Source organism: Vibrio sp. ER1A, from assembly GCF_000733315.1.
Classification (GTDB): Bacteria; Pseudomonadota; Gammaproteobacteria; order Enterobacterales; family Vibrionaceae; genus Vibrio; species Vibrio mediterranei.
Window position 1 is genome coordinate 381,072 of the sequence record NZ_JPJA01000094.1, and the last position, 13,234, is coordinate 394,305.

At 41.0% G+C, this 13,234-nt stretch carries 14 protein-coding genes; 5 read left to right on the forward strand and 9 right to left on the reverse strand.

Annotated features, from left to right (window positions below):
- Positions 1-183 precede the first annotated feature (183 nt).
- From HW45_RS24950 to HW45_RS28500, 5 genes are all read left to right on the forward strand, one after another.
- Complete coding sequence (locus tag HW45_RS24950; RefSeq protein WP_038230612.1) at positions 184-1,206, forward strand: helix-turn-helix domain-containing protein; 1,023 nt, start codon at positions 184-186, stop codon at positions 1,204-1,206.
- 118 nt (positions 1,207-1,324) lie between these two features.
- Positions 1,325-1,969, forward strand: coding sequence for a DUF3299 domain-containing protein (locus tag HW45_RS24955; RefSeq protein ID WP_038230613.1), 645 nt, complete (start codon positions 1,325-1,327; stop codon positions 1,967-1,969).
- Between the two features lie 773 nt (positions 1,970-2,742).
- Positions 2,743-3,192 carry a hypothetical protein gene (locus HW45_RS24965; protein WP_031496528.1) on the forward strand — a complete coding sequence of 150 codons (450 nt, stop codon included), beginning with the start codon at positions 2,743-2,745 and terminating at the stop codon, positions 3,190-3,192.
- A gap of 2 nt (positions 3,193-3,194) precedes the next feature.
- The gene (locus HW45_RS24970; RefSeq protein WP_031496530.1) at positions 3,195-3,698 is read left to right on the forward strand and encodes a hypothetical protein; all 504 of its coding nucleotides are present in this window, start codon (positions 3,195-3,197) and stop codon (positions 3,696-3,698) included.
- Between the two features lie 36 nt (positions 3,699-3,734).
- Positions 3,735-4,214, forward strand: a complete 480-nt coding sequence (locus HW45_RS28500) for a hypothetical protein (protein WP_006071408.1) — start codon at positions 3,735-3,737, stop codon at positions 4,212-4,214.
- Positions 4,215-4,255: 41 nt separating this feature from the next.
- Here HW45_RS28500 and HW45_RS24980 read toward each other — a convergent pair whose 3' ends face one another.
- The 9 genes from HW45_RS24980 to HW45_RS25020 form a co-directional block, all read right to left on the reverse strand.
- The gene (locus HW45_RS24980) at positions 4,256-5,287 is read right to left on the reverse strand and encodes a DUF2157 domain-containing protein (protein WP_038230615.1); all 1,032 of its coding nucleotides are present in this window, start codon (positions 5,285-5,287) and stop codon (positions 4,256-4,258) included.
- 98 nt (positions 5,288-5,385) lie between these two features.
- Positions 5,386-6,180 carry a PhzF family phenazine biosynthesis protein gene (locus HW45_RS24985; protein ID WP_038230617.1) on the reverse strand — a complete coding sequence of 265 codons (795 nt, stop codon included), beginning with the start codon at positions 6,178-6,180 and terminating at the stop codon, positions 5,386-5,388.
- An 18-nt stretch (positions 6,181-6,198) separates the two neighbouring features.
- Positions 6,199-6,576 (reverse strand): VOC family protein, encoded by a 378-nt coding sequence (locus HW45_RS24990; RefSeq protein WP_038230618.1) that lies wholly within the window; start codon positions 6,574-6,576, stop codon positions 6,199-6,201.
- Positions 6,577-6,585: 9 nt separating this feature from the next.
- Positions 6,586-7,260: a YoaK family protein gene (locus HW45_RS24995; RefSeq protein ID WP_038230619.1), complete on the reverse strand. Its 675-nt coding sequence runs from the start codon at positions 7,258-7,260 to the stop codon at positions 6,586-6,588.
- A 40-nt stretch (positions 7,261-7,300) separates the two neighbouring features.
- Positions 7,301-7,804 carry a GNAT family N-acetyltransferase gene (locus HW45_RS25000; protein ID WP_038230622.1) on the reverse strand — a complete coding sequence of 168 codons (504 nt, stop codon included), beginning with the start codon at positions 7,802-7,804 and terminating at the stop codon, positions 7,301-7,303.
- A complete protein-coding gene (locus HW45_RS25005) occupies positions 7,801-8,394 on the reverse strand; it encodes a DJ-1/PfpI family protein (protein ID WP_038230624.1) in 594 nt (197 codons plus the stop codon). The genes HW45_RS25000 and HW45_RS25005 overlap by 4 nt, the downstream gene beginning before the upstream one ends.
- A 221-nt stretch (positions 8,395-8,615) precedes the next feature.
- A complete protein-coding gene (locus HW45_RS25010; RefSeq protein WP_038230626.1) occupies positions 8,616-10,622 on the reverse strand; it encodes a carboxylesterase family protein in 2,007 nt (668 codons plus the stop codon).
- Positions 10,623-10,836: 214 nt separating this feature from the next.
- Positions 10,837-11,472: an alternative oxidase gene (locus tag HW45_RS25015; RefSeq protein ID WP_038230629.1), complete on the reverse strand. Its 636-nt coding sequence runs from the start codon at positions 11,470-11,472 to the stop codon at positions 10,837-10,839.
- 455 nt (positions 11,473-11,927) lie between these two features.
- Entirely contained in the window at positions 11,928-13,109 is a 1,182-nt protein-coding gene (locus tag HW45_RS25020; protein WP_200874602.1) for a patatin-like phospholipase family protein, read from the reverse strand.
- Positions 13,110-13,234: the final 125 nt, after the last annotated feature.

Genomic DNA, 13,234 nt, shown 5'->3' on the forward strand with positions numbered 1-13,234 from the left:
TTACCGGAACAAATTAAATTTAATTACTTTAAAAATTAGTACATTAGAGAACCAACACGTGTTTACTTTGCTGATTATCACTGAGCGAAAATTGTAGTTGATGTGTTCTTTCAGATTTGCCATTTTGCGCCAAAGGTCTAACCTAAACATTATCAATATCTCAAAAATACCGTCTCAACGCCTATGACCACTAGCAAGGACCCAATTACACCACTAATCAAATCTGGTTACGCACGCGTATTGGTAGAACTCTTTCGCGAATACAACCACGACCCTCACCTAGCGATAAAAGAATCTGGATTACCACCAGACTTATTCGATTTGGATCAAGAATTCTTACCCCAAGAACCAGTGAAAAAACTAATCTATTTATTGGGAAATCAATTAGGAATTACTCAATTCGGCGATCTATTACGCACGGCGATTAGGCAAAAAGTTATACCACGCCTACTAGGCGAGTTATCTGAATGCTATACGGTAGAGGAAGCATTAGTCCACACAAAACAAGTGTTTCAGTACGATGCCGTTGGCGTCAATGTTGGACTAGAACAGAGTCATGGAAGGACTTGGTATTGGTGCAAACGCCAATTTGATGACAGCCCGTTATTCCTTTGGTCGGAGATTTGGGCAGTGCTTTACGCTATCGAATTGGTCCGAGCCATGACTAAGTCCACATGGACTCCTAAACAAATTAAAATCCAATCGAAGGAAGTTGATGTATTTAAAGCTATCATAGGGACGTCACCACAATATTTCGTTGAAAATGAACGTATAGAATGGTTAATCGATAAGGAGATTTTGCAGCACGCTCCAAATATCACCAGTAAAGATTGTGCACCACAAAAACCATTAGTGACTTGGCACGCTAACTTTACCGACCGCGTGTTTACGGCATTGTTACCCTATGTTCGAGAACACAACCTTACCCTAGAGCAAGCAGCCAAACTGTTAAAGCTGACACCACGTACGCTGCAGCGAAGGCTCAATGAAGAGCGAACAAGTTTCCGCCATATCAAAGATAATCTAGTATTTACTGTCGCAGTAGAACTAATGGGCGAAGAACGATCACTGACTCACATTGCTAGTCAACTTGGCTTTTCCGATATTTCTCACTTTTCGCGTTCGTTTAAGCGCATCAGCGGCCTAACACCTAAAATGTATCAAAGAACGATATTAAGTTTGAACGAAACACAGCGCAGTCCATAACCAAACAACACGGCTCATTCTTACAACAAGATACCAAAAAGAACTGGTTAAGGATGTACACATGGCAAGGTTACTGATAGGTTCTGTCGGTTAATGGTCAATTATCGGTATTTAAAGCATGCGTTCGTTAGTTATTTTATTCAGTCTTTCTTTGCTATTTATGGTGAAAGCACATGCAAATGACTGGCAGTGGCAAGATCTCTCGCCGACCATTGATGCGCCAACTTACCAAAACAAGTTTGCGAGTTTTACACCCACACAGCGCTATGATTTGATGACGATCGTAGACTATCAAAATAAACACAAACCTGAACGTGCTGCACTAGAGACAAATTATCGTGAAGCATTGATACGCTTTGCAAAGAATGGCATCAATATCCTTGATTTAATTGAAGAACAAAAGCAAATAGATGCCGATCATTCAGATTGGAATATGAATATCAATCCCACGCTAATTGGCAAGAAGGGGCGACTTCCTGGGTTCATTGTACCTCTTGAATTTGATGAGTTGATTGTTACTGAGTTTATACTTGTTCCTAATGCCGGCGCCTGTATTCACACTCCACCACCGCCAGGAAATCAAATGGTCGTAGTGAGTTACCCTAAAGGAATTGAGTTTCGAGGTTTATACTCACCGGTGTGGGTCGAAGGAACTTTGTTGGAGCAATCTTCCACTTCCAATATTGAGCTCTCAGACGGCAATACTGAAGTAATGAGCGCATACACAATGACCGCGGATAATGTCACAGTGTACGAGCAGTAGTATCTATTGTTGCTTTACAGGTTTTGATATTCAGAAACTTAAGATTCTGTATGCTAGCTCCGACCAAGACGATAAACCCTCTTTGCACGAGTTCCAAACAACCAAACATCTGTTGTTAAAGTAGCAAAAGTCACCGTTTTACGCGTCCCTTCTCAAAAGTACTCAATAAATCGAGTGTATGGATTATTAAAAGTAGTCCAACGCCAATCGTAGGTTCATCATTTAATTTTCTTCTTCGATACATCGATACAAAAACAATCTCAAAGTTAGAGCAGTAATTACGCAACCTTCCTTCGATGATTAGCGCTTCAACGCCAAAACAAAGTTGTTTCACTTTTCTAACCTGCTGGCGCGAAATGGTAATCGTATTACGCGCAACTGCATTACTATCCCCTTCTTTGTTAGCTCTTGAGGTGATGTATGCGACTACTTAAATACTTTGTCTGCTTAACTGCGTTGGCTGCATCATTCACAGCCAGTGCCAATGTTCATAAGTGGAAAAACACTCAATTCGAAACCTATTCAGATAAAACGCAAGTGCAATTTACTCTGGTGAATCGTTCCAATGTCTCTGCAAATTACTATCTGAGGATCAACGAGAAGGTGTTTAACAATAAAATTGAGCTAGCGGCCAATCAGGAAATTGACTTAGACATTAGTGTTAAAACCCCTCCTAGTAAAACATCCGAAAAATTAGTGTGTACTAAGATGGTTACAGACTCCCCGAACACCTATGAAGTATGCACAAAGCTCACATTTAAGAGGCTTTAATCATGAGTTTTAGAATCACTTTGGGGTCGGCAGCTATGATGATTTCGATGAATGTATTGGCAAACCCTATCCCCTCAGTATCAAACCCATCAGGTACTGATAGAATTCGGACATCTAATGGGTCGACCTGTGAACAAGCAGTATCAACGGGTAAAACTGTTCAATTTGGAACTTATGGTTCCCAAGGCGCAGATGATACATACAGCAACCAGTACGACCCTTATCACAATTATTACAACGAAGATGACCGCGGTATCTATGCTGCAGTCACAATTCAGTTTGGCGGTGAAGACCGTGTTGATTGCACAAAACTGTACGCGTTCGAAATGCGTCAGCGTAAACGAGAAGAAGAACTTGCTCAAGCTGAACACGAACTTAAGCTTCTGCAAATCGAAACAGAGAAGCAGCGTCTAATTAAAATGAAACAAACTAATACAACATTCGCGGAGTAATTATGCGCACATCTACCGCTCTACTAGTCGCAGGTATGCTTGTTATCACTAATCATGCAGTGTATGCAAATAACAACTTTTCGCTAATGGATAACGATGCAGAAATAGAGTTTAAAGCATCCATTGAAGCACAGTGTGGTTTGGAAGTGCTCAAAGATAAAGGTGATTTGGCATTTGGAGATAGTTATCTAGCGGACGCAGCTCAAATTCAGATTATCGATAACCGTCAAAATGGCCGAGTGTTACTCAGACTAGACGACTTAGAGTATGACCAAGACGATTATCTAAGGAATCTAGAGTACAGCTTTTTCCATTTTAAAGTAACAGGTAGCGGTGAAAAGGAAGGCAGTGCTCTTGCTTGGATGGTAGGTAAAACCTTTACACGTCATGAACTTGGTAATGAGCGTAAGCTAGAAATCCGAGCCAGAGTTTCTCTTTCTGAGGAAGATACAGTTGCCAAAGATGACCTGACAATAAAAACCGAATGGGTCACGATTTGCGCTTAATGAGTCGGCTTAGCAAGCATCTATTGGAATTTATTTATGTTCAGATTGGTCACTAATTGTTGGGTTCTAGCTCTGTTACTACTATCAACGACATGTTTGGCAGAAAACAACGATGCTCAATTAAGATTCCGTGCAGACATCCCAGCACGCTGTGGAATTGAAGTCATTGATGCAGAGGGAGAACTGTCATTTGGCGAAGATTACGATTTACGTGAGATTCGACTGCGTTTGGTTCATAACATCCCTCACGGTAGTGTAATTCTGCGTTTAAAAAATGCTGACTTTGGAGGTTTAGAATCGAGCCTACCATCTGAGAAGTTTCGATTTCAAATTGATGTTCCTCAGCGTTATGAGGGCGATATCAACTATTGGCGTAATGGTATTCAAATCGAAAAGGATCAGTTAAACCCAGATCAAATCATCGAAATAAGAGCAAGAGTGGATATCGACGAGTCGATGGCACCAGCGGGTGAGCATATGATGAGGCTCGATTGGGAGAGCTTATGCGTAAGATAAACGCTCCCAAAACTATTGTTAAATGAGTTTAACGAAGCAGATTACTCTTTTGCACGTCCAAGGCGGTATATCTTTTCAGCACGAGTCCCAAAGAACCAAAAGCTTGTTGCCAAAATAGCAAAAAATACCGCTTTATGTGTACCTTCCCAGAAGTACTCTATAAAGCGCGTGTACAGATTAATGAAGATGAAAATGAGCCCGAAGCCACGCGTAAGTTCATCATCAAACTTCATTCCATGATACACAGCTACAACAGACGCAATAAGTAACAGTATCGACCAATGTAGTAAAGAGAACTGAGTGACATTACTCCACACACTAAAGTCCGCATAATTACCAAACACCGACATTAACCACAACGATATAAAGAACACAAATAGCCCCAAAGCACGAGTAGTGATGGCAAAATCTTCCTTCGATGGCCAACGTTTCATTGCCAGAGCACTTGTCACTATCAGTACTAAACCATAAAGCACATATCGGAATGGGAAATTAAGGCCAAGAAAATAACCTTCATCACTTAGCTGGTAAGTTTCAAAACCAAGCCAAGTACCAAATGACAGTAACGCACACAACCAAACAATATGCGACGGAATCCACAATCCCAAAACGCCATACACTAGCGAGGCAAGCAGGATTAGCTTGGTTAAACTATTGGTTTGAATAACCTGCCCTAGAAAATAAATCGACACAGCAGTACTGACAATACCCAGTACAAATAAGGCCTCATTGCTAAAGGCTTTGTCCGGAGTCTTCGATTTTCGTCTTACGCCAATAAAGTAAAAGCCCGCTGATATTATGGCGAAAAATCCACTCTTCGCTATGTCAGGTGCAGAGAATATCTCATCCAGAAGTTTAATCAGCCATTCATCGAGCAACACGGAAAGTACCGATAAAACGATGCAAACAATTGCAATCCAAAATGAGTACTTAGCAATAAGTGACCAATCGACACTGGCGACTTGATAGCTGTTTTTCAGTTTGTCATGTTCTTCTTGGTTGATAGTGCCTTGTTCAAGCCATTGCTCTATCGCACTGTCAACAACACGACCTTCTCTTTTTGAAAGCTTCATTCGTTTGACTCTTCTAATACTGGGATAAATAACTGACTACGTGCCCCACTTCTAAGCCTATAAGTGGATTTCATTACTCGTCAAATTGGTGCGTGACTCTAAACGTTCAGAGTAGACTTCGCAAATAATACGGCATTACCAGAAATACAGACACTGTCGTGGAGCACCTCACCATACAAGATCCCACTTCTTTTAGAAGCTTGTAAGGCCGTGAGTTTTGGTTTGCCGAGTCGTTCAGCCCAATATGGCATCAAACCCGCATGAATCGAGCCTGTGACGGGGTCTTCATCACCGCCATTCGCTGGACAAAAATAGCGAGAAACAAAATCATATTGATCGTCGGAACCTGGAGCTGTCGCGACTACATCATAAGGAGCAAGTGTTTTTAGTGGCTCATTTTGCGTTGTTAAAGAGACAACATGTTGTTTTGACTCGTAAATAGCGAAATATGCTTGCTTACTTCGTAGCACCTTAGATGGTTCGATAGATAGTCCTCGAACAAGCGCTTCTGGAACCTCATCTATTTCACAAGGCATAAGAATGGGAAACGTCATCTCTATTCGCTCACAAGCTCCTTGTACCACGGTTAGGTCACCGACATCGTTGGTAGAAAAACGAATTTCGCCAGTGTGAGACAACTCATTGAACAGTACAAACGCGGACGCCAATGTGGCATGGCCACAGAAATCAATTTCAGTGATTGGAGAAAACCATCGAATATAGTAGTGGTTGTGATCAAGACGTTTAAGATAAGCGGTTTCAGATAAGTTGTTTTCTGCTGCAACGTTAAGCATCCATTCATCGTCAGGGTACTCCTCAACGAGAATAACAGCTGCACTGTTGCCCTTGAATGGCTGTGTGGTAAAAGCATCGACAATCCATTGCGTGGTCATGATTTTCCTTAGAGTTGACTATTGATAATTACAAAGTTCGATAAGATTACCGTCTGGATCGCGCAGGTAAATTGACAATATGCTGCCCGTAGCGCCTGTGCGATTGACAGGCTCTGTGAATACGTCAATACCATTAGAAATGAGTATCTGTTTAGCTTGTCCAACTGGAGTGTCTATTACAAAACACAAGTCTTCACTTCCCGGCACTGCAAAGGTTGCTTTAGGTTCTATCTCTTGTCCCTTGATATGCAGATTGATCTTCTGAGAACCAAAATGAAGCGCATGCCGATTATCACCAAATGTTTCATATCTCATTCCTAGCGTTTCATAAAACTCCACAGATGATTGCAAATCAGCAACTGTGAGTACGAGATGATCAATCGATTGAATGTTCATAAATTCCCTCTAACTTGCTCGATTGGTATAAGCGATTCTCTTGCGATAAATTCGGTACACTAACGCTAAAACTAGGCATGCTGCCGCAGGGACAACGAGCGCCATAAACGCTAAATTCCGATATAACAGAGCACCCACTATACCGCCAACGATAAACCCCGTTAATATGGTGACAAACAACTTGGCTTTTCGTTTATCAAATGTCTCGCCTCTTAATGTCGAACCAATCATGATTCCCAAATCAGTAACGATACCAGTGACATGAGTCGTTCTAACTACCGCTCCACTAAACGTGGTTGCCAAGGCGTTTTGCAACCCACATGCAGCTGAAGCAAAGTAGGTTCCACTTTGAGAACCATTGAGTAGTAAATAAGTGGCGATCAGCAAAAATAGACTTTCTATGCAAAGAAGCCACTCGTATTGGCGACCGAGCTTTAGCGACACATTTGAAATAAATAGACCAGAAATCGCCGACCCTGCTAGGAAGCTAACGATAATTGCGAACATATGACCTGCAAGAGACCAATCGTGAATCAGTTGAGTACCTAATAGTGTTGCAGTACCAGATAAATGTGAGATGGCCTGATGCTGAAACCCCATGAGCCCTACAGCATTCACTGTCCCTGCTAATAAAGAGAGAACAAACGCACCCGACTCAATCCAACGAGGTAACTTAGATATCACAACAATCACCTATCTCAACAACATAACTCAGAAGGCAGCATCATAGCCCCATTTCATCTGCTGTCTTTGATTTAAAGCACATAATGTGTTGAGGACCAGCTTGACCACCCAGATATAGTTCTTTCGTATCAATAAATCCTACTGCTAAATAAAGTTGATACGCCGCCTTGTTTTTACAGTTAACGGTCAAATATAGGTCATTGTATTCAGTGCCCAACCAAGCGTTAAACTCTTTGACTAAAAGCTTTAAACACATCTTAGCGAGACCTCTACCCTGAAACCGCGAATCGATAAAAAAAGCGCGAAGGCCAGTAGCATTCTCCAACGTAGTTCCTAATGTAACTTGGTATGCCTCATCAAGTAGGAAAAAACCTGCAGGAGTCTCGCCCGAATAGATTACCCATTGACTCTCCTTCGGGTAACCTAAACTGCTCTGAATAATATCGGATACTACACCCACAAAAGGCAACTGTTCATCTGACACAGCTAGTGCTAACACATTTTCCGATATTGGATGGGTTAAACGTCTTACAGCAATACTCATAAAGTAACTCCATGTTCACACCAATCAAACTCCATCTGTTTTGCTGTTTTAAGTGCGATGTCACGTCCGCGCAATTTTTCAACCAGCCTCAAGCTCATATCAATCCCAGCAGAAATGCCAGCTGATGTGACAATGTCACCACAATCTACCCAACGTGTATCAGTGATAATGGTTAACTCCGGAAACAGGTGTTGCAGTTCATTTTGATCTTCCCAGTGAGTCGTAACAGTTTGGTTAGAAAGGACGCCCGATTTCGCCAGCAAAAATGCGCCTGTACACACAGAAGCCACAAGCGTGGAGTTAGCTGCTGTCTCTCTTACCCAATCTAATACGCGAGTATTTTCCATCTCGTGGGTATGAGCTCCACCGGGCACAATCAGTACATCAATTGCCGGATGACTGTAGATGGAGTAGTCGGATTGGATTTTAAGGCCACCTCTTGCGAGGACGATACCTTGTGTTTGAGATAGAAGGCTGACTGACCATTTTTCATCTTCGTTTAGAAAACGGTTTGCTGTAGAAAAAACTTCAAAAGGACCCGCAAAATCCAGTACCTCTACATCGCGATAGATATAGATCCCGATATTCATCACCGTCTCCTTAACGTTAATATGTTGTTACTTACAGTATTGAGTTAAAAAGGAAATTTCAACCTTTACCTTTAACGTTAACAAACATCAATTAGCCTAATAGAATTGACACCCATGGTAAAAACGTAAGGACAGCGAATGTTCAAATAACAAGGGGACAGGAGCTTTATTCGCATAAAACTCCTGTCCCCAAGGTCTAACAATCTGCTATATGATAGGTACTAATCTACCAGGTAGTATCCAACCATACCTAGCCGTTCAAGTCCTGTTAGGCGACCATCGATAAAATCCTTATCTTTACCAAACTTAGTCGCTTGGTCCCAGTCATATATCGGCTGATTTACATTCAGACCATCAATAACCCAAACATTATCCAAACTTGGGTTATATGATTCTTTCTTAAATAGTTCTGGACTGAACCAGTGGCGTGACATTCTGTTCATCATCTCTTCGTCACGCTGCGATACGGAAAACTCTGAGCCATCGGCACGAAAAGCCTTATTAAACACAAAAGGAAGTTCTGAACCAAAGCAAGGAGACCCCAATGAACAACTTAAATACTTAATTATTTGAATTACATCGGTTTCTTTATCATTAAACAAATTTCCACGTACCACAGAGTTGAAACTTGCTCGATAATTAAACTCATACATAGTCACTTGTATTTGACTGCTAGCCGCTCTAGTTAGTAGGGAACGAATGGGGGCAGCAAATAACATATCATTAGTCAGCTGATTAAATTGTTTCATATTGGAGTATGCGCCAGCCAACTCGTACTCAGAGTTCTTCTTATAATCCTCAAAACTCAATAACTCATTGCTCTTATTGATATTTCTTATACCATAGAACAGTATTGTCATCACTTCATAGGCACTATCTGGTAAGCGATCAATGGCATCAATAATCGCGAGCTGCTCGTTGATGTCAGTTAAATCAATCGACAAGATATGTGCACTTAATCGCGCTAGGTTCGCATCATCCGACAACCAATTCGCGACTCTTTCGGATACATATTCGGCATCACTATTCTCCGTTAGCTCTGTATCTTGTAATACTTCTAGTATGGCGGGAATCAGAAATGTAATACCGGCAAGTGAAGCGAATGTGCGTTCATCGGCTGAGTTGAAACCAGCTACCGTTGGTACAGAGAGATCCGATACAAACGGCTGAGATTTAACATGATAGCCTTCAAAGTCAGCGCCAATCCTACTTCGATATTCAATATAAGGCGCGAACGGTACTAATGAAGGCATTGGAGTATTATTCTGACTAATAGGGTTGAGACTACTTGCAGCCCAATTAGCAACCTTCGCTGTTGTATTAGACGACGCTAATTGCAAACTCAATACTTCCTTAAGTTTCAAGTCACGTAAGTCTGATACTTTTGCAAATGATTCAGCACTCCTACTCGAGCGGTATTGAAATCCGTATGGATTACTTTGCATTATGGCCTTTTGAAAAAAACGTCCACCGACATAATCTTCGCTCTCATACTGTTGTAATATACCGATCGACATAGCACCAGCTCCTTGCCCCATCAAAGTGACATCACTTGGGTTACCTCCAAACTTGTCGATGTTTTCATTCACCCATTGCAGCGCTCGTTTTTGGTCACCGATTCCAAAGTTACCTCCTTCATCACTCGACGAATATGCACTTCCAAGTAACCCCAATCGGTAGTTAAACGTGATGGCAATAAATGGCTCGTCATCTAATTGGCCTTGAGCGACGACATTATCACCATGAATGTGCCTATCTGCTCCCGAACCGTATTCAAAATTTCCTCCATGAATATAGACATAAACCGGTACCTTTTGCCCTGCCTGTAAATTACTTGGGCGCCAAATATTAAGACTCAAGCAGTCTTCATCCTGAGTTTTCTCAGACAGTATCAATTGCGGACAAATCGGGCCAAAATCTGTTGCATAACCATCATCAAGTCTCTCCGTCTTACTATGTTCAAACCTTTCTGCTTGTGCATATGGGATTCCTTTGAAGCTTTCTATCCTAACTCGTTGCTGTATGCCGACAATATCTCGAACCACTACCGACTCACTCATTCCAACTAATGTCACGTCACCGATCTCTTCAACTATCGGATAACTGGCGCCCGGTTCAATTGGCTTTGGTGAAGTTGGTCGATTAGATGAGTGATTACTATTGCCATTACAGCCGGAAACGAGCACAGTGATAACGATAAATAATATGTTACGAACAGACCTATGCATAACTGACCTCACCTCTTTTTGTTTTAGCGACTAACTGAAGTAACCAAAACAAGTCTCTATGAATACAAGGTCATTTTATCGCTGCCTAAAGCAGCGCAATAATCGTCTTTGAAGGATGAGGTCATCATTAAATAACAACTAATGAAAGATGATGTGTTGATGTTAGAAGGGTTTACTATAAACAAAAAAGACGCCGCAGCGTCTTTTTTATAAGTTAAGCAAGATGGGATGGTAAGTCTTTGCGTTCATAAGCATCAGCAAAGCCATGATTTCTATCCCTATGACCAGCCTCGTCTTGTCGAATTCTCAAAACCACATCACGTAACAGTGCATCATTACCTAGTTGGTAGTAGTCGATTGCTATCTTAGGTGCAGGTATATTTTCAATATGACCTTGGTCTATCTTTTCAAGATATTCGCTGTAGCTTTTACAAGCCTCTTCTTCGAAATACCCTACGATTCTATGTGCGACTTTCGAAGACAGTAGATAGATAATTGAATAAACAACGATAAATACCGCCTGACCGAGTAGTACAATAAGTCTTTCTAACCAACTTGGCTTAGCAATATCTAGGAAAATCATTAAATGCATGCGTTCATTTTCTGCCTCATCTAAGAGTTCTCTTATCCAGCCTTCATCATCTCGCATACGGCGAAGCGCTTTCAGGTGATTAAACATTCCCGCAACCATTCCCGGCACAGCCGCAATAGTTTCTAGAATAACGGCTCTTTTATCGTACTTCTTACCATAAAAAAGGTTTAACACGTACTTCAGCAGTTTTGTAACAGAAAGAGCAACTTTCTCTGAGAAACGTTCAGCTTTCTTGTGAGTCAATTTAAATTCAACCATAACTCATCTCTCCACATGTTTAATCTAAGAACACAATACATACAATCACCTCTTCATTCAACTTTTTTTGAATCATTAAAATATAGTTTAGTTTTTGTGGGGTTATTATGATGCAATCGATAGCAATCGAACGTCAGGTTGGTAAATTTCCTTTAAAATACAATGGGCTAAAAATTCATATACGCAATTACTTATAGGATGGCTAAACGTATAGACTCATCAAGGGCATACATTCAAATACGATTGACAGCCTGAACGACACAATCAGTTACAGTAAACAAAGAAGAATATTGAGGTATGGTTTAGGATATTGAGGTGTTGGATCTGCGCCTTATCCTGCTCGATGATAAAGCAGCCTTGCAACAAAAAAGACCCGATTAGTACAGATCAAGCGGTCTAAAAGAGTACAAATCGGGCCAAAATTAAATCGTAAGCATTCTGCTATTTATGCAGTGTTAATGGGGTATTTGTGAGGTCCATAATTTTCCACTTTGGGCCTTGAGGTAGCCATAGCTGTAGAGTTGAGCCATATACTCCTCATCAAATATCTTATTTCCCTCTTTTTCAAAGTGGAAAGCAGTATCAATATATGTGAAAGCGATATCGTAATTGTCTCTTTTGCTGGTGTACAACATGCGATACATATCTCCCCTAGTTTGCTGTAAAGTAAGGTTACTAACACTCCTGGTTAATAATTCTATACCTCTTCCCCTCAGTTGCTGGTAGTGGGCTTGCAGCGTGCCATTGCGGATGACATGAACATTTGGGTTTCTCTCGAGCCCAATCTGCGTACTCAGTTTCCCATAATCAAAACTTGATGGGTTAAAGAACATCTGGAAAGTTAAGCCTCCATCAACATGTAACTCTTTTAACTGTTCACCTTGGTATTCCACATTGATGAACTGTGGTGGAAATACTCCAGGTATCGAAGAACTTGCAGCTAAAACTTGATGAATTAGCGCACTCTTATTCGGAAGGTTACTAGAGGCAATTTCACCTAGATTCCAAGTAATTTGCTTGCCTGAATCAAAATGTGTCGTCCCAATAAACAGGCGTTTACCCTGAATATGCTTTTCGGCAATCTGGCTAATCATCTCTTCATCGTAGGTCGACTCGATCAAACTCAATAACCGTTCTCCACTTGTAAAGGCATCTTTAAAGAAAATATTAAAAACACTTTTGTTACCTAGTACCTCGTGGTCATTGAGTTTGAACATTGCATCTCTGAGTTTGTGAATATCTTCACCCCCAACAAATACAAAGGGAGCAATTAATGCACCCGCGCTAACACCAGTAATGATCGTATAATCTGGCAACTTAGCACTATCATATAGGCCATTGATTACGCCAGCCCCAAATGCCCCATTCGCCCCGCCACCTGATAGGGCTAACACATTTAGGCGATCTCCTGCTACATTTAGTGAGTTTGACCCATTGACATCATCCAGCAGAAATTTCGGACCTATATCGCCCCAGAATCTATACGGTTCACGGCTCTGATATTTATTTGCATGTTGTATATTCACCAACATATAGTTTTCTTCTGTCACTCTATTTTCTATCGAATGTGGAGAAGAACACCCTAACATCATCAAGGATACTATCAGTATCATTTTATTTTTTATTATTTTATTCAACATATACGTTAATCATTCCAATTCAGAATCGATAGCCTAAATTCAAGGTAATGGAACTACGTGTTGAACCTTTATTATATAGAGCAGTTAGGTTGTAGTTCTTTCCAATTTGTTTATTAAACCCA